We start from the raw sequence: 18979 nt of genomic DNA, 5'->3' as shown, positions 1-18979 counted from the left end.
CTTTCCATAACATTTTATCATTTTTTTGGACAGGGCTGAATAAGCTTTCTTTAGAGTAGGACAAACAAGGAGGAAGTGTGATGGCCCCATGAAGTTCCATGAGATGAATGAAACTGAAATTGCCAGTGCCTTAAGAACAGATTTTACAGAAGGATTGGATGAAAAGGAAGTAAAAAGCAGACGTGAACAGCATGGGTATAATGCATTGGCCGAGGGGGAAAAACAATCGGCCTTGTTATTATTTTTCAGCCAGTTCAAAGATTTCATGGTGTTGGTGCTCCTTGCAGCAACTTTGATATCCGGCCTTCTTGGTGAAATGGTTGATGCAATCGCCATCATTGCCATCGTTCTGGTAAATGGCGTTTTAGGTTTTTTTCAGGAAAGAAAAGCAGAAAAATCACTTGATGCACTAAAAGAACTCTCAGCTCCTCAGGTACATGCATTAAGAGATGGAGGATGGGTGAAGGTCCCTTCAAGAGAAGTCGTGCCAGGAGATATCCTGAAATTCACCAGCGGAGACAGAATTGGTGCAGATATCCGCCTGATTGAATCAAGGAGCCTGGAGATTGAAGAATCCGCTCTTACCGGGGAATCTGTACCTGTCCAGAAAAACACAAGTCCGTTAAGGATTCCGAATCCAGGTCTTGGAGACATGGAGAATATGGCGTTCATGGGCACGATGGTCACCAGGGGCAGCGGGACAGGTGTGGTCGTTGCTACTGGCATGAAAACAGCTATGGGCCAGATCGCAGATTTGCTGCAATCAGCAGAAGCACAGGAAACACCATTGCAGCGCAGGCTTGAGCAGCTAGGCAAAATCCTCATTACAGCTGCGTTATTCCTGACTTTATTGGTCGTTGGAATCGGTGTCCTTCAGGGGCATGATTTATATACGATGTTCCTGGCAGGGGTTAGTTTGGCCGTTGCTGCAATACCAGAAGGCCTTCCGGCAATTGTTACCGTAGCTTTATCTTTGGGTGTCCAGAGAATGATCAGGAAGAAAGCAATCGTCAGGAAGCTTCCGGCTGTCGAAACGCTTGGATGTGCATCTGTCATTTGCTCTGATAAGACAGGAACGATGACACAAAACAAAATGACCGTCACACACTTATGGAGCGGCGGAAAAACCTGGACTGTCGAAGGTGTTGGTTATTCCCCGACAGGATCATTTTATAAAAATGAAAAAAGCATCGACCCACAAAGCGAGAAATCACTTCAGCAGCTATTGACGTTTGGCATGTTGTGCAACCACGCAGAAATGATTGAAAAAGACGGTGAGTACGCGATTGACGGCGATCCAACTGAGGGAGCATTGCTGGTGGCAGCCATGAAGGCTGGCTACAGAAGAAACAGTTTGCTGGATCAGTTTGAAATCATCAATGAATTCCCATTCGATTCTCAGCGAAAAATGATGAGCATGATCGTCAAGGATAAAACAGGGAGGAAGTTTGCAGTCGTAAAAGGGGCTCCGGATGTGCTGATCGGCTTGAGTGAATCGATCCTTTGGGAAGAAAGACAGCAATATCTTTCAAAGGATCTTTCTGACAAGGTAAAGAGGGCAATTGAGGAGCTTGCAGGAAACGCATTGAGGACAATCGCGATTGCCTATAAACCAATCCCGCAAAACACGGTAGTCCTTCATGAAAATGAAGCCGAAAAGGGCCTGACATTCATTGGGCTGCAGGGGATGATCGACCCGCCAAGACCAGAAGTAAAGACGGCTGTAAAAGAGTGCAGGGACGCTGGAATCAAGACGGTAATGATCACTGGAGACCATGTGATTACCGCTAAAGCGATTGCAAAACAGCTCGGCATTTTAACAAAGGACAGCAAGGTTATTGACGGCAAGGCGCTTTCTGAGATGTCTGTAGAGGAGCTTGAGGATATAGTTGATGATGTTTCCGTATTTGCGAGAGTATCACCGGAACACAAATTAAAAATAGTAAAAGCGCTTCAAAATCGTGGACATATTGTTGCGATGACAGGGGATGGCGTGAACGACGCTCCGGCAATCAAAGCGGCTGATATTGGTGTAGCAATGGGAATCACCGGAACAGATGTAGCTAAGGAAGCATCCGCGCTAGTGCTGCTAGATGATAATTTCGCAACGATTAAAGCGGCCATTAAAGAAGGCCGCAATATCTATGAAAATATCAGGAAGTTCATCAGGTATCTGTTGGCCTCAAATGTTGGAGAAATCCTCGTCATGCTGTTTGCGATGATTCTTGGCTTGCCGCTGCCACTCGTTCCGATCCAGATTCTCTGGGTTAATCTTGTGACCGACGGACTTCCGGCAATGGCACTTGGACTTGACCAGCCGGAGGATAATGTAATGAAAAGGCCGCCCCGCCATCCTAGAGAAGGAGTTTTTGCGCGCGGTTTGGGATGGAAAGTTGTTTCAAGAGGCTTCTTGATTGGATTGGTAACCTTGTTCGCCTTCATGATCGTCTATCACAGGAATCCAGATGATCTGGCATATGCACAGACAATTGCATTTGCGACATTGGTCATGGCCCAGCTGATCCATGTGTTTGACTGCCGGAGCGAAAAGTCTGTCTTTGCCCGCAATCCTTTTGGAAACAAGTATTTGGTTTGGGCTGTCATTTCATCCCTCGTGATGGTGCTTGTTGTCATCTACTCACCAGCTTTACAGCCAATCTTCCATACAGTATCAATCATGCCATCTGACTGGCTGCTGATCCTTGGTTTATCGGCAGTTCCTACATTTTTGCTTGCCGGAACATTTTTTGCAAGAAAAACAAAGAGAAATATGATATAATCCGTTAGGTAATAGAGAAGGCTCTATTGCCTTTCTTTTTTTTTACATAATTTACCCGATCCATGGGTCTGCATGAATTCGACTTTTTAGAGAGAATGGATGTGTCTGAAATGGTCGTCAGTATGACTGGGTTTGGAAGGAGCAAGGCTGAGTCTGAAAGGTTCAGTGTTACGGTTGAGGTGAAAACGGTCAACCACCGTTTCTGTGAATTCCACATTCGCATGCCCCGCCAGCTTCTGAAAACAGAAGAGAAAATCAAAAAGAAACTTGGCGAACACATAAAAAGAGGGAGAGTCGAAGTATTTGTAACTTTGGAGGGTGAAGGCGCAGTTAGCCGAAGTGTACATATAGACTGGGAAGCCCTGGACGAATTCGTCCATAACATATCTGAGATCAAACACAGGTACGGCATAACCGGGGAGCTTGAACTCCGGGATGTTTTAAGCAGGGAAGAAATGATTCATATCGAAGAAAAAGAAGCCGAAAATGATGATCTTGAATTGCTTGTCCTTTCTGCAATTGAGGATGCAGGCAGGCAGCTGGTCCAAATGCGCCAGCTTGAAGGAGAGGCCCTTGAAAACGATGTACTGCAATACATCCAGCTATTAAAAGGGAATATCTCCAGCGTGAACAAGTTTGCACCGGATGTTGTGGAGCAGTACCGGGAGAGGTTGAAAAAGAAAATGGCGGACTTCCTGGACGGCCAGGCAGATGAAGACAGGATCCTCAATGAAGTGGCCTTTTTTGCCGATAAAGCGGATATAAGCGAAGAAATTACCAGACTGGAAAGCCATATCAGCCAATTTACCGAGATCCTGAAGGTGAATGAACCTCTTGGCAGGAAACTGGACTTTCTTCTTCAGGAAATGAATCGCGAGGTCAACACGATTGGATCCAAAGCGAATGATTCAAGAATTGCCAGGGAAGTTGTCGAAATGAAAAGCCTCCTTGAAAAGGTGAAGGAACAAGTCCAAAATATAGAATAGCGTTTAGAAAGAGCCTTGAAAGGCCAAAATAAATAACTGATGATTGGGGGACCAGCATGGCAATAAAGCTTATAAATATAGGCTTCGGCAATATTGTTTCAGCGAACAGGATCATTTCGATCGTAAGTCCTGAGTCGGCACCGATAAAAAGGATCATCCAGGATGCACGCGATCGCGGGTCGTTAATAGATGCTACATACGGACGAAGAACAAGGGCTGTCATTGTAATGGACAGTGACCATGTCATTCTCTCTGCGGTTCAGCCGGAAACGGTAGCCCACCGTTTGAATGATCGTGATGATATTATTGATGAAGGGTAGGACTTTTTAATGCAGGAAAAAGGATTGTTGATTGTTCTTTCAGGACCATCAGGTGTTGGCAAAGGAACGGTCCGTAAAGAATTATTCTCCCAGCCGGATACCGCTTTTGAATATTCCGTGTCAGCTACAACGAGGCTGCCTCGGGAGGGAGAGAGGAATGGAGTTGATTATTTCTTCAAATCAAGGGAAGAATTCGAAGAGATGATCAAAATGGACCAGCTGCTTGAATACGCAGAGTTTGTTGGCAACTACTATGGCACTCCAGTGGAGTACGTCAGGGAAACACTTGATGCCGGCAAGGATGTGTTCCTTGAAATTGAGGTACAGGGAGCAAGCCAGGTCCGGAAGAAATTCCCGGAAGGATTGTTCATTTTCCTTGCACCACCTAGCCTTTCAGAGCTTGAGAACCGAATCGTGACAAGAGGCACAGAGACGGAGGATATCATCAAGGGCAGGATGAAAGCCGCAAGAGAAGAACTTGAAATGATGGAATTGTATGATTACGTTGTTGAAAACGACCAGGTTGAAAGAGCAGCCGCACGAGTGAAGTCAATCGTCGTTGCTGAACACTGCCGCAGGGAACGGGTTCAACATCGCTATAAAAAAATGCTGGAGGTAGAATAAATGCTTTATCCTTCTATTGATTCACTTATGACGAAAATTGATTCCAAATATTCATTGGTATCTGTAGCAGCCAAGCGTGCACGCAGCATGCAGGTTCACATGGATCCGAAAATCGAAAAGTATGTTTCACATAAATTCGTTGGTAAGGCGCTTGAGGAAATTAACGCTGAAAAGCTTCATTTCAAAACTGCAGCCAGCCACGAAGAGTTAAACATCAACGAATAATTCCGCGATAACAACCTATTTATTGGGTTGTTATTTTTTTGTTTAAGATTTTAAGTCTGGTTTGCCATTATCTTGCCTATTTCATGCTTAATCTCTGAAAAAATGTTATAGTTCAATCATAATGATAGTTTGTCTACACTGGGGGTTCGCTGACATGCTGAACGGGAAAAAAATACTTTTATGCGTAACTGGAGGCATTGCTGTATACAAAGCTGCAGCGCTGACAAGCAAACTGACACAGGCTGGTGCCGAAGTGAAGGTGATCTTGAGTGAATCGGCGGCCAAATTCGTTACACCGCTTACTTTCCAGGCATTGTCCCGGAGTGAAGTTTATACAGATACATTCGATGAAAAAAATCCTGAAAACATCGCGCATATCCATCTTGCAGATTGGGCCGACCTGATCATGATCGCTCCAGCGACTGCTAATATAATTGGCAAGCTAGCGAATGGAATCGCCGACAATATGATTTCCACTACTTTGCTGGCAGCTACAGCGCCCGTTTGGGTTGCACCGGCGATGAATGTCCATATGTACAATCATCCTGCTGTTAAGAAGAACATGGAAACATTAAGGAGCTATGGCTATGACTTCATAGAACCGGGTGAAGGTTATCTGGCCTGTGGCTATACTGGAAAAGGCCGTCTTGAGGAGCCGGAAACAATCGTTGAACTGGCAGGACAGTATTTTAATAATAGTGTCGGGGGTCTATCGGGCAAGACAGTATTGATTACTGCAGGTCCGACCCGTGAAAAAATCGACCCAGTCCGTTACCTGACCAATCTTTCAACAGGAAAGATGGGATATGCCATTGCAGGTGAGGCTGTGAAAATGGGAGCAAGAGTCATCCTTGTTTCAGGCCCCGTCCAGCTTGACCCGCCGAGAGGGGCACAGCTTGTTTCAGTTGAAAGTGCCGAAGAGATGTATGAGGCTGCCATGGAACATTTCGAACAGGCAGATGTAGTGGTCGGGACAGCTGCGGTTGCGGATTACCGCCCGAAATATGTATATGATGTGAAAATGAAGAAACAAGCTGGTGACGAATCTTTAGAATTAGAACGAACGAAAGACATTCTTTTTGAGCTGGGCCAAAGGAAGAATACGCAGGTCATCGTTGGATTTGCTGCAGAAACAAATGATGTTGAAGAACATGCAAAAGGAAAGCTGGCAAGGAAAAACGCTGATATGATTGTCGCAAATGATGTTAAGCAAGAAGGAGCAGGCTTTGGCACTGATACGAACATTGTAACCATCTATAAAAAGGACGGAACGAACATTCAGTTGCCATTAATGTCAAAAACGGATGTTGCCAAACATATTCTCCTGGAGGTCGTCCAGCAAATCAAAGAGGATGAGAGCGAATGAATATAGCAAGCGTTATTGTCGATGTGCCTGCAAAGCAGACAGACAAAACTTTTGACTATAAAATACCGGAAAAATATAAAGATGTCATCAAGCCAGGGACGAGGGTCATCGTCCCTTTTGGTCCGCGTAAAATCCAGGGTTTTGTGACAGGCCTTAAAGACAAGTCAAGCTTTTCAAATCTAAGGGCAATCATCGAGCCGCTTGACTTAACACCGGTATTGAATTCGGAACTCCTTCAACTTGGCGAATGGCTCACCGAACACACTTTAAGTTATAAAATATCCTCATACCAGGCTATGCTGCCAGCTGCCTTGAAAGCGAAATATGAAAAGAAAATCGTGCTCGCAAAGGAAGCGGACATAAATGAACTGCCTGATGCCCTTAAGGGATTTTTCGATGAGAGCAAGGAGCTTAAATGGGAAGATGCTGTTTCTCATGGACTTGTTCAGCAGCTTCAAAAGGAAGCCTCAGCCGGACGGGTTGATGTCATTTATCAAGTCAAAGATCGAGTGCGAAAAAAGCTGCTTAAGCATGTATATCCAGCTTTGAATCCTGATGAGCTTAAAGAAGTAAGACAAAAAATTACAGCTCAGGCATCAGGACAGCTGGCCATCATTGATTTTTTCCTGGAGCACCCGGACCCGGTAGAGCAAAGATCGATTCTTGCAACTCTTGGGATTTCCCAGGCTTCGATTAATTCACTCGTGAAAAAAGGAATCCTGAAAGCAGAAGAATTAGAGGTATACAGAGATCCATACGCCGAGAGGGAATTTAAGAGAAAAAAAGCTCTAGCACTGACAGATGAGCAAGAAAAAGCAATTAGCACAATCCTTGCATCAATTGAAAAAAAATCACATGAAGTCTTTCTTTTATACGGTGTGACTGGGAGCGGCAAGACAGAGATTTATCTGCAATCCATTCAGGAAGTGTTGAAAGATGGAAAGGAAGCGATTGTGCTTGTTCCGGAAATATCGCTGACACCGCAGATGGTCACCCGCTTCAAGGAACGATTTGGCGACCTGGTTGCTGTCATGCACAGCGGCCTGTCTGCAGGAGAGAAATATGATGAGTGGCGGAAAATCCAGCGCAAGGAAGTAAAGGTAGTCGTAGGAGCCAGGTCAGCAATCTTTGCTCCCTTTGAAAATATTGGGATCATCATTATTGATGAGGAACATGAAACGAGCTATAAACAGGAAGAGAACCCAAGGTACCATGCCAGGGATGTTGCGATCCAGCGGGCAAAGACTTATCAATGTCCGGTCGTTCTCGGCAGCGCTACACCATCGCTTGAATCTTTCGCACGCGCCCAAAAAGGCCGATATACATTGCTGTCGCTGCCTAAGCGGATGAACAATCAGTCCCTTCCAGCTGTTGATATTGTCGATATGCGTGAGGAATTGCGGACTGGGAACCGCTCAATGTTTTCCGTAAAGCTTTTTGAAAAAATAAAGGATCGGCTTGAGAAAAAAGAACAGACCGTCCTGTTTTTAAATAAGCGCGGCCATTCTTCATTTGTCATGTGCAGGGATTGCGGTTACGTAATGAACTGTCCGCACTGCGATATCACGCTGACTTACCATCGATATAATGAGCAGATGAAATGCCATTATTGCGGCTATGAAGACCGGGTGCCAACGAGCTGTCCGGAGTGCAGCAGCGAACATATCCGCTATTTTGGGACCGGTACCCAGAAGGTAGAGGAGGAGCTGCTTAAGCTGCTCCCTGAAGCGCGAGTCATCAGGATGGACGTAGACACAACCGGAAGGAAAGGCTCTCATGAAAAGCTGCTTACTGCTTTCCAGGAGGGACAGGCGGATATCCTGCTCGGAACACAGATGATCGCAAAGGGGCTGGATTTCCCCAATATTACACTTGTAGGTGTCCTATCAGCAGATACCATGCTGCATTTGCCCGATTTCCGTTCGTCCGAAAAAACGTTCCAGCTGCTGACACAGGTAAGCGGGCGGGCAGGAAGACATCAGCTTCCCGGGGAGGTAGTCATCCAGACATATACACCTGAACACTACAGTGTAGAGCTAGCTGGAACACAGGATTACGACCGGTTTTACCAGCAGGAGATGATGGTGCGGAAGGTGCATCAATACCCACCATTCTATTATCTATCACTGGTAACGGTCAGTCATGAGGAATTGATGAAAGCTGTATCGGTAACTGAAAAAATAGCAAAATTCATTTCTTCGAGGCTGTCGCGTGAAGCAGTCGTGCTGGGACCGGTGGCGTCGCCGATCCCCCGCATCAACGATAGATATCGCTATCAATGTCTGATAAAATACAAAAAGGAACCAGAACTGAGTAATGCGCTTAAAACAATACTGGATCATTACCAGCAGGAGACGGGAAGCGGGGGACTGCAGATTTCCGTCGATTTGAACCCTTATATCCTTATGTAGGCCAGATATTTTAACAATTAATGATTTCAGGAAAGTTTATGGTAAAAGCTGATTGAACAAGCTAATACTAAATAAATATTTTAAATGGATTTATTGGAGGATTTATTTTGGCAGTAAGAAAAATAGTAACCTACCCGGCAGATATTTTAGAGATTGAATGCGAAACGGTCACCGTTTTCGATAAAAAACTCGCCAAGCTGCTGGATGACATGTATGATACAATGATTGAATTTGATGGTGTAGGCCTTGCCGCTCCTCAAATTGACATAAATAAGCAGATTGCCATTGTCGATATCGATGATGAGCATGGAACAATCGAATTGATTAACCCTGTAATTCTCGAAACTCGCGGTGAGCAGACCGGACCTGAAGGCTGTCTAAGCTTTCCTGGATTATACGGTGAGGTCACGAGGCCTAATTATGTAAAGGTCAAGGCGCATAACCGAAAAGGGAAAAGCTATGAACTTGAAGCTGAGGAGTTTTTAGCGAGAGCGATCCTGCATGAAATTGACCATTTGCATGGCGTTTTATTCACAGCCAAAGTGTCAAGATATTTGGAAGAAGCTGAGTTAGAGGAGTTGATCCAGGAATGACAAGAATTGTATTTATGGGAACTCCGGACTTTTCCGTTCCGGTTTTGAGAAGATTGATCGAAGATGGTTACAATGTCATCGCAGTTGTTACCCAGCCCGACCGACCAGTTGGCAGGAAACGTGTACTGACACCGCCCCCGGTAAAAGCAGAAGCGGTGAAGCATGGCATTCCAGTGTATCAGCCGGAAAAAATCCGCCAGCAAGAGGAGTTGGATAAAATTCTTGCGTTAGAACCTGATTTAATCGTGACGGCAGCCTTCGGGCAAATATTGCCTAAGCAGCTGCTCGAAGCACCTAAGTATGGATGTATTAATGTACATGCCTCGCTTTTACCCGAGCTTCGCGGTGGTGCGCCAATTCATTATTCGATTATCCAGGGCAAGGAGAAAACGGGAATTACCATTATGTATATGGTTGAGAAACTGGATGCAGGGGACATCCTTACTCAGGTAGAAGTACCGATTACTGAACAGGATACGGTTGGCACTTTGCATGATAAGATGAGCCCGGCAGGAGCTGACCTTTTATCAGAGACAATTCCAAAGCTGTTAAAAGGAGAAATCACGCCTGTTCCCCAAAACGATGAAGAAGCTACATTTGCCTGGAACATTAAACGCGAACAGGAGAAAATCGATTGGACCAGGCCTGGAGTTGAGATTTATAACCATATCCGCGGCATGAATCCGTGGCCAGTAGCGTATACGACATTGGATGGATCAGTGATGAAGGTTTGGAGTGCAGTGAAAACCGCCCTTTCAGGCAATGATGAACCAGGAACGATTGTGAATATTGAAGATGACGGCCTGATCGTCGCTGCCGGAGACCATACAGCCATCAAAATCACCGAGCTTCAGCCAGCCGGCAAGAAAAGGATGGATGCAAGACAGTTTTTGCTTGGTGCAGGAGCGAATATTGAGCCAGGTGTTAAGTTAGGAGACAGCAATGAGTAAAAAGCAAAATGTCAGGAACACAGCAGTGCAGCTCCTGGAAACAATCGAGAAGAATCAGGCATACAGCAATCTGCTCTTGAACAGTGCGATTGAAAAAAATGAAATCAGTCCGATTGACACAGGATTGCTGACAGAGCTGGTATATGGCACGCTTCAGAGAAAAATGACCCTCGATTTTTACCTTAAGCCATTTATTGAAAAAAATAAAAAGCTGCAGAGCTGGGTCATCAATCTTCTTCGCATGACGGTTTACCAGATGGTCTATTTAGATAAAATCCCAGAAAGAGCGGCTATATTTGAAGCAGTGGAAATCGCAAAAAAAAGAGGGCATAAAGGAATTGCCAGTCTTGTGAATGGCGTCCTCAGGAACATTCAGAGAAATGAACTGCCGTCCCTTGATACAATTGCTGATCCAGCTGAAAGAATATCCGTTGAGACCAGCCATCCGTTGTGGCTTGTGAAAAGATGGGTGAACCAATTCGGCGTGGAAAAGACGCGCGAAATGTGTGAAGTCAACTTAACCGCGCCATTGCAGACAGCAAGGGTAAATCTGACGAGGATTTCCCGTGAAGAATGTCTTGGTTTGCTGGAGGAGGAAGGCTTTGATGTTGAGCCAAGCGCGATTTTACCTGAAGCAATCAAATGCTTCAAGGGCAATCTGGCATCCTCCAAAGCTTTTAAATATGGGCTGTTGACAATTCAGGATGAGAGCTCGATGTTAGTCGCCCATGCACTGGGCATAAAGGAAGAAGAGGTAATTCTTGATGCATGTGCAGCGCCGGGAGGGAAATCTACGCATATCGCGGAAAAACTCGGCAATAGCGGGAAGGTCATCTCTCTCGACCTCCATGAGCATAAAGTCAAACTCATAGCCCAAAATGCTGAGCGTCTGGGCCTAGAAAATATCAAAGCCGAAAAAATGGACAGCCGCCAGGCAGCAGAGCATTTTGAAAATGATTCTGTAGACCGTATTTTGCTTGATGCACCATGCTCAGGTCTTGGAGTAATGAGACGAAAACCCGATATGAAGTATACTAAGAAAGAACAGGATTTATCACAGCTGCAGTCAATCCAGTTGAGTCTGCTTGAATCGGTTGCTCCGCTTTTGAAGGCTGGCGGAACACTTGTTTATAGCACATGTACGGTTGACCGTGAAGAAAATCAGGATGTAATTGGGAAATTTTTACTGGAGCATGCTGAATTCGAAGGAGATCCAGGGTTTCCAGAAAGAATGCCTGAGGCAATCAAACCATTGATTGTTGGTTTCGATCTCCAGATTCTCCCTCAGGATTTTGGCTCAGATGGGTTTTATATTGCTTGTTTAAGAAAGAAGGTGGAATAACATGGAACAGGGAAAAACAACAGGAACATCAGCAACAGAGGAAACTTCGAAAAAGTCCATTTATTCACTTCAGCTAGAAGAATTGAAGGACTGGCTGAAGGAACAAGGGGAAAAACCATTTAGGGCAGAACAAATCTTTGACTGGCTTTATAAGAAAAGAGCAGCCTCCTTTGAGGACATGTCCAATCTTTCAAAGTCTTTAAGGGACAAGCTAGACGAGCATTTCGTATTGACAACTCTGAAAACAATTATTCAGCAGACATCATCAGACGGAACAATCAAGTTTTTATTTGAAATGCATGACGGTATGTCGATTGAAACAGTGCTTATGAGGCATGAATATGGAAATTCAGTCTGTGTAACGACACAGGTGGGCTGCAGAATTGGCTGTACGTTCTGTGCTTCGACACTTGGCGGTTTAAAAAGAAACCTGGAAGCAGGAGAAATCGTTGCTCAGGTCGTAAAAGTACAACAGGCACTTGATGAGACTGACGAAAGAGTAAGTTCGATCGTTATCATGGGAATCGGCGAACCGTTTGATAATTATGACCATATGCTTTCATTCCTGAAAATCGTCAACCATGAAAAAGGCTTGAATATTGGTGCTCGCCATATTACCGTCTCCACAAGCGGGATCATCCCGAAGATTTATCAATTTGCCGATGAAAATATGCAAATCAACTTTGCGATTTCCCTGCACGCGCCGAACTCTGAACTTCGAAGCAGGCTGATGCCGATTAACCGTGCATATAAGCTTCCTGATCTAATGGATGCAGTTCGCTATTATGTGAATAAAACAGGACGAAGAATCAGTTTTGAATATGGCTTGTTCGGCGGCGTCAATGACCAGGTTGAGCATGCAGAGGAGCTTGCGAAGCTTGTAAAGGGCCTGAAATGCCATATTAACCTTATTCCAGTCAACTATGTACCTGAACGTGATTACGTAAGGACACCAAAGAGCCAGATCTTCAAATTTGAACGCACGCTTCGTGACAAAGGCGTGAATGTTACAATCAGAAGAGAACAAGGGCATGACATTGAAGCAGCTTGCGGACAACTTCGGGCAAAAGAAAGAAAAGAAGAGACGAGGTGAAAAGATGAAGGCTGTTTTCATGACAGACAGGGGAAAAGTTCGCCTGCATAATGAAGACAATGGCGGCATCTTTATAAATCCTGACGGGCAGCGCCTTGCCATCGTAGCGGATGGCATGGGCGGTCACCGTGCAGGAGATGTTGCCAGTGATATGACGATTAGACACCTGAAGGGCCTCTGGGAAAGTTCATCAAAGGTCAATACAGCAGAAGAAGCAGAAAAATGGCTTGAACAAGCCGTATTACAGGTGAATAAAGAACTATTCCAGCATTCTTTGGACAACACGGAGTGTGAGGGAATGGGCACAACGATCGTTGCAGCTGTTTGCACTGACCTATTTGCCACTATCGTCAACATTGGCGACAGCCGCTGCTATCTATTGAACGAGTCAGGGTTCAAGCAGTTGACGGAGGACCATTCGCTTGTAAATGAACTTGTGCGGTCGGGACAAATCTCGAGAGAGGATGCAGAGCACCATCCACGGAAGAATGTACTTTTGAGAGCACTTGGGACGGAAGAATCAGTGGAGATGGACTTGAAAACAATCATCTTTGAAGAAGGCGACGCATTGCTGCTATGTTCAGACGGGCTATCCAATAAGGTAAGCCTGGATGAAATGGAAAGGATCATTACAAGTGAAGAAATGTCCTTAGAAGATAAAGGTTCAGAATTTATCAAAAGGGCCAACCAATATGGCGGCGAAGATAATATAACTCTTGCAATCGTCGAATATCAGGAATTCAACGAGGGCAGGTGAAGAAAATGATTATCGGAAAAAGAATCAGCGGACGCTATAAGATAATGGATATGATTGGCGGCGGAGGCATGGCCAATGTCTATCTTGCTCATGATATGATCCTTGACAGAGATGTTGCCGTCAAGATGCTTCGTCTTGATTTTGCGAATGATGATGAATTCATCCGCAGGTTCCACAGGGAAGCGCAATCCGCAACCAGCCTGGCACATCCAAACATCGTCAGCATCTATGATGTTGGTGAAGAGGACGGACTATATTATATTGTAATGGAATATGTGAACGGCCAGACACTGAAACAATACATACAGCAGCATGCCCCTGTCCCGGTCGAAGAAGCGCTGGATATCATGAAACAGCTGACTTCTGCAATATCACATGCCCATCATAACCATATTGTCCACCGTGACATAAAGCCGCATAATATACTGATCGACAGTGATGGTACTGTGAAGATAACGGATTTTGGCATTGCCATGGCTTTAAGCGCTACGAGCATCACGCAAACAAATTCCGTACTTGGTTCTGTTCATTATCTGTCACCTGAACAGGCAAGAGGTGGAATGGCGAACAAGAAATCGGATATTTATTCGATTGGGATTGTAATGTTTGAATTGCTGACAGGCAGGCTGCCTTTCTCGGGTGAATCAGCGGTATCCATCGCTCTAAAGCATTTGCAGTCAGAAACTCCTTCACTAAAAAGATGGAATCCGCAAATTCCTCAAAGCGTGGAAAATGTTGTGCTCAAAGCGACAGCAAAGGATCCATTCCACCGCTATGATACAGTGGATGAAATGGAGGATGACCTCCGGACTGCATTGGATGATAAGCGATTGAATGAAGGAAAGTTTGTTATTCCAGAGGATGACGAAGCAACAAAAGCCATTCCCATCATTACAAATGACCGGCCTTATCATAATCTTGATGAAACACTCATCCGTAAAGAAACGCCTGTCTCTCCAGAGAAGAATGCCAATGGAAAGCCTGAAAAAAAGAAGAAAAAGAAATGGCCGATTATCCTGACCATTTTATTTTTGCTCATATTAACAGCAGGTATTGTAACAGTGACGATGGGCCCGGATTTATTTGGACCGGAGGAAAAGGAAGTACCTGATGTAAGCGGCATGGAAGTTGAAGAAGCTGTGGCAGAACTCATGTCCGTTGGTTTTATTATTGGTGACAAGAAGGAAATCAGCGATGAGGAAATCGAAGAGGGCAATGTCATCAGGACTAACCCGAAAGCCGGGAAGATGATTAAAGAAGGCAATGAAATCGATATATATATCAGCACGGGCAAAGAAGAGATGGAATTGTCCGATTACACCGGCAGAATGTATGAAGATGTCTTCAGGCTGCTTGAAGGCAAGAATTTCAAGGATATTGAAAAAACCGAAGAACACGATGACAGTGAACCAGGCACGATCCTTGAGCAATATCCTCCTGATGGTGAAATGGTGATTCCTGAGGAAACAATCCTCGAATTCAAAGTCAGCCTGGGACCTGAACTTATTACCCTCGCTGATTTCAGTGATTATAATCAAAAGGGCCTCCAGTTATATGCCGAGAGCACTGGCCTGGTGATTGAAATAACTGAAGAGTTCCATGACACCATTGAAAAAGGATTAGTCGTTTCACAGGACCCAAAACCAGGAACGAAACTTAAAAAGGGAAGCAAGGTCAAGGTCGTCATTTCCAAAGGGATGGAGGAAGTCCCGAAAACAGAAACCCGTGAAATCACGATTCCATACGAACCTGAAGTAGAAGGTGTGCCACAGGAAGTCCAGATTTTCATCAGCGATCTAAATCATCAAGACGAACTTGTACCTGCCGATTCATTCTTGCTGACGGAAGATCGGAAAATGACACTTAGTTTTCTAATACCGCCTGGCGAAGAGGCTTATTATAAAGTAGTGCGGGACGGGGTCGTCATTGAAGAAGATGGTGTTCCTTACCCGGCTGATTAACAGACAGGGAGTGTTGCTATGCCTGAGGGCAAAATTATCAAGGCGCTCAGTGGTTTTTATTATGTTGCGAATGAAGATCGAGTCGTTCAATGCCGAGGACGCGGTGTTTTCAGGAAAAACAAGGTTACGCCGCTTGTTGGTGACGAGGTTGTATTTCAGGCCGAAAATGATACAGAAGGCTATATTCTCGAGGTAAAAGGCAGGAAGAATGAGCTTGTCCGCCCTCCGATTGCGAATGTAGATCAGGCAATACTTGTCTTTTCTGCTGTAGAACCAGGGTTTAGTACAGCTCTGCTTGACCGGTTCCTGGTCCTCGTTGAATACAATCATATTCAGCCGATCATTTGCATTACAAAAATGGATCTGACGAATGATGAGGAAAAGGTAAAGCTTCAATCTTTTGCTGATGATTACCGGAAAGCTGGATATGAGGTCATTTTCACTTCTTCCGAAACATCCTCAGGAATTGAAGAGCTAAGCCCCCATCTGGAGGGAAAGATCTCTGTGTTTGCCGGGCAGTCAGGTGTGGGTAAATCGTCTCTCCTGAATGCAATCCGTCCAGACCTTGAACTAAAAACGGACGATATCTCCTCTCACCTTGGAAGGGGAAAGCATACGACCAGGCATGTTGAATTAATTTCGATCAATAATGGGCTCGTAGCGGATACGCCGGGCTTCAGTTCTTTGGAATTCACTGAGATTGAGGCTGAAGAGCTGAATTCATGTTTTCCGGATATTGCTGAGATCAGCGAGGATTGCAAGTTCCGTGGCTGCCTGCATATGGCGGAGCCGAAGTGTGCAGTCAAAGCGGCAGTTGAAGAAGGAAATCTTCCCGAATACAGATACGCGCATTATAAAGACTTTTTATTGGAAATAAAAGATCGAAAGCCGAGGTACTGAAAATGGTTAAAATAGCACCTTCAATCTTATCAGCAGACTTTTCCCGCCTTGGCGAAGAAATAAAGGACGTTGAGCGAGGCGGAGCAGACTATATTCATGTGGATGTAATGGATGGGCATTTCGTTCCCAATATTACTATAGGCCCTTTAATTGTTGAAGCAATCCGGCCTGTTACAGATTTGCCGCTTGATGTCCACTTGATGATCGAGAATCCGGACCAGTATATCGAAGCATTTGCAAAAGCTGGGGCTGATTACATTACCGTCCATGTGGAAACATGCAGGCATCTTCACAGAACGATTCAATTGATCAAATCGACAGGTGTTAAAGCCGGAGTAGTCATAAACCCTGCAACCCCTGTCGAAAGTATTAAACATATCATCGAAGATATAGATATGGTCCTTCTCATGTCCGTCAACCCTGGGTTTGGAGGACAAAAATTTATCTCATCCGTCCTGCCTAAAATCAGGCAGGTAAAAGGAATGGCAGATTCTTTGAATCCAGGTTTGGAAATCGAAGTTGATGGCGGAGTGAATGAAGAAACAGCAAAGCTTTGCGTTGAAGCAGGAGCCAATGTACTTGTAGCAGGCTCAGCAGTATTTAACCAAGAAGACCGTGCAGCTGCCATTGCAAGCTTAAAACAATAACCAAAAAGCCAGCCGCACCACGGCTGGCTTTTATTGCAATTTAAGTTGGAAGATGGTTTTTATTAGATCGAAATAAAGGAGTTTCTTAATGAAAATAAACTTAGTAGCCGGTGGTCCGTCTAACCTGATTCCTGACTTTCAGCCTTTCGACAGGAAAGGGGTTGCCTGGGTTGGCATTGACAGTGGAGTGTTTTACCTTCTGAATTCAGGGATCAAGCCAGATGCTGCATTTGGAGATTTTGACTCTGTAACAGAATCAGAAATGGAGTTTATCGAGAAAGAGGTAAACGATCTCAAAAAATTCAAACCTGAAAAGGACGAAACAGATATGGAACTGGCTTTAAACTGGGCTATTGAACAGCAGCCGGAATCCATCACAATTTTTGGTGCTACAGGAGGCAGGCTTGACCATCTGATGGCAAATATCCAGCTTCTAGTCAAACCGCTTCAGCAAACTGTACCCGCTCATATTGAAATAATAGATACCAAGAATATTTTATATGTTAAAACACCAGGCACATACACCGTTCATGAGCTGGATGATTTTAAGTATATTTCCTTCCTCCCAGTAACCCAAACCGTCTCTGGAATCACGCTTGAAAATTTTAAATACCCGTTAAAAGACTGTCATATTCCTATGGGATCGACACTATGTATTAGTAATGAACTTATTAGAGGTCATGGTACTTTTTCATTTTCTGAAGGCATATTATTAGTTGTAAGGAGCAAGGATTGAAGTTCTTCAGCAAAGGCTCTTTCCGGAGACTTTGATTCAAGGCAGCCGGATGTGAAAATCATTCAAAAAGAGCAAATTTTGTATACCCGGGAATATACTATAGGGATACAGAAAGAAGACAGGTTTGCTAGAGATGGTGAGGAGGGACGGTATGAGATTCTATACAATCAAACTGCCTAAATTTTTGGGTGGCCTCGTACGGGCGATGTTAGGAGCTTTTAAAAAGGATTAGGTTATTTCGTGTGACATGAATAAAACTGAAAAGCAGAGATGGAAGCTGTGTGGCACCCTGTAGACCGGGGTGCTATTATTTTTTACTGGAATGGGCAGAATGAGCTGTAGGGGATGATTGAAGTTCTGGAAAATAAAAAAGGCACCCTGAAAGGATGCCGTGCAGCTTCCCGCCGGTTGCAAGACCAGGCAGGACATCTGCGATTTTTAATTATACGCGTTCAACTTTACCTGATCTTAGAGCTCTTGTAGATACCCAAACACGCTTAGGCTTACCGTCTACAAGAATACGTACTTTTTGAAGGTTAGCACCCCATGTACGCTTGTTAGCGTTCATTGCGTGGGAGCGTGCGTTACCAGAACGAGTTGATTTACCAGTTACTACACATTTACGTGGCATATGATTTCCCTCCTAACTGACAAAAGCTAAAACTATTTGTTGCTGCAATTATTTTGCATATCGTCAGAACAGCGAATTTAACAGGATAACCTTATTTCTGACATACTTTAATAATTTATCATAGAAATTTGCCATTTGCAATAGTTCTGGACAAAGCTATAAAGAAAAAAACCTTGACATATAGTTGAGAATCTTGCTGAATAATATAGGGAAGTGCAGAATAACTTTAAAATTTGATTGGCTTATAGTAAAATAACTGTAGCATAAAGCTATTTTTCCAAAGGGGGAACGAGACATGTCCATTGAGCTAAAAACGAAGTACGGACAAATTGATATATCAAATGATGTCATTGCAACGATTGCGGGCGGTGCAGCAGTTGATTGTTACGGGATTGTCGGCATGGCTTCAAAGAACCAGATCAAAGACGGATTAACAGATATCCTGCGCAGGGAGAATTTCACTCGCGGAGTCATCGTTCGCCAGGAAAATGAAGAAGTACATATCGATATGTATATTATTGTGAGCTATGGAACGAAAATTTCCGAGGTTGCCCACAATGTCCAATCAAAGGTGAAGTATACCCTTGATAAAACAGTCGGGCTGGCTGTTGACTCGGTCAATATTTACGTTCAGGGAGTTCGTGTAACGAACCCGTAA

19 protein-coding genes are annotated in these 18979 nt (G+C 44.5%); 18 read left to right on the top strand and 1 reads right to left on the bottom strand.

Features of this window, described 5'->3' with window-relative positions; translation table 11 throughout:
• The first annotated feature begins 88 nt into the window (after positions 1-88).
• The 17 genes from ACXAEA_RS15875 (at position 89) to spoVM (ending at position 17922) form a co-directional block, all read left to right on the top strand.
• Positions 89-2779 carry a cation-translocating P-type ATPase gene (locus tag ACXAEA_RS15875; protein WP_475096845.1) on the top strand — a complete coding sequence of 897 codons (2691 nt, stop codon included), beginning with the start codon at positions 89-91 and terminating at the stop codon, positions 2777-2779.
• Positions 2780-2889: 110 nt separating this feature from the next.
• Complete coding sequence (locus ACXAEA_RS15870) at positions 2890-3765, top strand: YicC/YloC family endoribonuclease (RefSeq protein ID WP_475096844.1); 876 nt, start codon at positions 2890-2892, stop codon at positions 3763-3765.
• Positions 3766-3821: 56 nt separating this feature from the next.
• Complete coding sequence (gene remA / locus ACXAEA_RS15865; protein WP_023614949.1) at positions 3822-4085, top strand: extracellular matrix/biofilm regulator RemA; 264 nt, start codon at positions 3822-3824, stop codon at positions 4083-4085.
• Positions 4086-4094: 9 nt separating this feature from the next.
• Positions 4095-4709 (top strand): guanylate kinase, encoded by a 615-nt coding sequence (gene gmk, locus ACXAEA_RS15860; protein ID WP_475096843.1) that lies wholly within the window; start codon positions 4095-4097, stop codon positions 4707-4709.
• A complete protein-coding gene (gene rpoZ / locus ACXAEA_RS15855; protein ID WP_475096841.1) occupies positions 4710-4934 on the top strand; it encodes a DNA-directed RNA polymerase subunit omega in 225 nt (74 codons plus the stop codon).
• 154 nt (positions 4935-5088) lie between these two features.
• Positions 5089-6300, top strand: a complete 1212-nt coding sequence (coaBC, locus tag ACXAEA_RS15850; RefSeq protein WP_475096840.1) for a bifunctional phosphopantothenoylcysteine decarboxylase/phosphopantothenate--cysteine ligase CoaBC — start codon at positions 5089-5091, stop codon at positions 6298-6300.
• Positions 6297-8711: a primosomal protein N' gene (gene priA, locus ACXAEA_RS15845; protein ID WP_475096839.1), complete on the top strand. Its 2415-nt coding sequence runs from the start codon at positions 6297-6299 to the stop codon at positions 8709-8711. Before coaBC ends, priA begins: the two co-directional genes overlap by 4 nt.
• Before the next feature lie 107 nt (positions 8712-8818).
• Positions 8819-9304: a peptide deformylase gene (def, locus tag ACXAEA_RS15840; RefSeq protein WP_475096838.1), complete on the top strand. Its 486-nt coding sequence runs from the start codon at positions 8819-8821 to the stop codon at positions 9302-9304.
• Positions 9301-10254: a methionyl-tRNA formyltransferase gene (gene fmt, locus ACXAEA_RS15835; protein ID WP_475096837.1), complete on the top strand. Its 954-nt coding sequence runs from the start codon at positions 9301-9303 to the stop codon at positions 10252-10254. Before def ends, fmt begins: the two co-directional genes overlap by 4 nt.
• Positions 10247-11596, top strand: coding sequence for a 16S rRNA (cytosine(967)-C(5))-methyltransferase RsmB (rsmB, locus tag ACXAEA_RS15830; RefSeq protein ID WP_475096836.1), 1350 nt, complete (start codon positions 10247-10249; stop codon positions 11594-11596). The genes fmt and rsmB overlap by 8 nt, the downstream gene beginning before the upstream one ends.
• 1 nt (position 11597) lies before the next feature.
• The gene (gene rlmN / locus ACXAEA_RS15825; RefSeq protein ID WP_475096835.1) at positions 11598-12689 is read left to right on the top strand and encodes a dual-specificity RNA methyltransferase RlmN; all 1092 of its coding nucleotides are present in this window, start codon (positions 11598-11600) and stop codon (positions 12687-12689) included.
• A 4-nt stretch (positions 12690-12693) separates the two neighbouring features.
• Positions 12694-13446, top strand: a complete 753-nt coding sequence (locus ACXAEA_RS15820) for a Stp1/IreP family PP2C-type Ser/Thr phosphatase (RefSeq protein ID WP_475098144.1) — start codon at positions 12694-12696, stop codon at positions 13444-13446.
• 5 nt (positions 13447-13451) lie between these two features.
• Complete coding sequence (pknB, locus tag ACXAEA_RS15815; RefSeq protein WP_475096834.1) at positions 13452-15407, top strand: Stk1 family PASTA domain-containing Ser/Thr kinase; 1956 nt, start codon at positions 13452-13454, stop codon at positions 15405-15407.
• Between the two features lie 18 nt (positions 15408-15425).
• Positions 15426-16307, top strand: a complete 882-nt coding sequence (gene rsgA / locus ACXAEA_RS15810) for a ribosome small subunit-dependent GTPase A (protein WP_475096833.1) — start codon at positions 15426-15428, stop codon at positions 16305-16307.
• A 2-nt stretch (positions 16308-16309) separates the two neighbouring features.
• Positions 16310-16954, top strand: a complete 645-nt coding sequence (gene rpe, locus ACXAEA_RS15805; protein WP_475096832.1) for a ribulose-phosphate 3-epimerase — start codon at positions 16310-16312, stop codon at positions 16952-16954.
• Between the two features lie 88 nt (positions 16955-17042).
• The gene (locus ACXAEA_RS15800; RefSeq protein WP_475096831.1) at positions 17043-17690 is read left to right on the top strand and encodes a thiamine diphosphokinase; all 648 of its coding nucleotides are present in this window, start codon (positions 17043-17045) and stop codon (positions 17688-17690) included.
• Positions 17691-17841: 151 nt separating this feature from the next.
• Entirely contained in the window at positions 17842-17922 is an 81-nt protein-coding gene (gene spoVM / locus ACXAEA_RS15795) for a stage V sporulation protein SpoVM (RefSeq protein WP_023614935.1), read from the top strand.
• 210 nt (positions 17923-18132) lie between these two features.
• Here the strand turns inward: spoVM and rpmB are convergent, their stop codons facing one another.
• Positions 18133-18321: a 50S ribosomal protein L28 gene (rpmB, locus tag ACXAEA_RS15790; protein WP_213366849.1), complete on the bottom strand. Its 189-nt coding sequence runs from the start codon at positions 18319-18321 to the stop codon at positions 18133-18135.
• Positions 18322-18616: 295 nt separating this feature from the next.
• Between rpmB and ACXAEA_RS15785 the strand changes: the two genes are divergently transcribed.
• Positions 18617-18979 carry an Asp23/Gls24 family envelope stress response protein gene (locus tag ACXAEA_RS15785; RefSeq protein ID WP_041965977.1) on the top strand — a complete coding sequence of 121 codons (363 nt, stop codon included), beginning with the start codon at positions 18617-18619 and terminating at the stop codon, positions 18977-18979.

The sequence above is a fragment of the Mesobacillus sp. ABV4_180 genome (assembly GCF_056158485.1).
This window is presented reverse-complemented; position numbering and strand designations above follow the sequence as displayed.

Bases quoted from the DNA above. Each gene is read 5' to 3' on its own strand.
- ACXAEA_RS15875 (WP_475096845.1), top strand. From the start codon at position 89: ATGAAGTTCCATGAGATGAATGAAACTGAAATTGCCAGTGCCTTAAGA.
- ACXAEA_RS15870 (WP_475096844.1), top strand. From the start codon at position 2,890: ATGGTCGTCAGTATGACTGGGTTTGGAAGGAGCAAGGCTGAGTCTGAA.
- remA (WP_023614949.1), top strand. From the start codon at position 3,822: ATGGCAATAAAGCTTATAAATATAGGCTTCGGCAATATTGTTTCAGCG.
- gmk (WP_475096843.1), top strand. From the start codon at position 4,095: ATGCAGGAAAAAGGATTGTTGATTGTTCTTTCAGGACCATCAGGTGTT.
- rpoZ (WP_475096841.1), top strand. From the start codon at position 4,710: ATGCTTTATCCTTCTATTGATTCACTTATGACGAAAATTGATTCCAAA.
- coaBC (WP_475096840.1), top strand. From the start codon at position 5,089: ATGCTGAACGGGAAAAAAATACTTTTATGCGTAACTGGAGGCATTGCT.
- priA (WP_475096839.1), top strand. From the start codon at position 6,297: ATGAATATAGCAAGCGTTATTGTCGATGTGCCTGCAAAGCAGACAGAC.
- fmt (WP_475096837.1), top strand. From the start codon at position 9,301: ATGACAAGAATTGTATTTATGGGAACTCCGGACTTTTCCGTTCCGGTT.
- rsmB (WP_475096836.1), top strand. From the start codon at position 10,247: ATGAGTAAAAAGCAAAATGTCAGGAACACAGCAGTGCAGCTCCTGGAA.
- rlmN (WP_475096835.1), top strand. From the start codon at position 11,598: ATGGAACAGGGAAAAACAACAGGAACATCAGCAACAGAGGAAACTTCG.
- ACXAEA_RS15820 (WP_475098144.1), top strand. From the start codon at position 12,694: ATGAAGGCTGTTTTCATGACAGACAGGGGAAAAGTTCGCCTGCATAAT.
- pknB (WP_475096834.1), top strand. From the start codon at position 13,452: ATGATTATCGGAAAAAGAATCAGCGGACGCTATAAGATAATGGATATG.
- rsgA (WP_475096833.1), top strand. From the start codon at position 15,426: ATGCCTGAGGGCAAAATTATCAAGGCGCTCAGTGGTTTTTATTATGTT.
- rpe (WP_475096832.1), top strand. From the start codon at position 16,310: ATGGTTAAAATAGCACCTTCAATCTTATCAGCAGACTTTTCCCGCCTT.
- ACXAEA_RS15800 (WP_475096831.1), top strand. From the start codon at position 17,043: ATGAAAATAAACTTAGTAGCCGGTGGTCCGTCTAACCTGATTCCTGAC.
- spoVM (WP_023614935.1), top strand. From the start codon at position 17,842: ATGAGATTCTATACAATCAAACTGCCTAAATTTTTGGGTGGCCTCGTA.
- rpmB (WP_213366849.1), bottom strand. From the start codon at position 18,321: ATGCCACGTAAATGTGTAGTAACTGGTAAATCAACTCGTTCTGGTAAC.
- ACXAEA_RS15785 (WP_041965977.1), top strand. From the start codon at position 18,617: ATGTCCATTGAGCTAAAAACGAAGTACGGACAAATTGATATATCAAAT.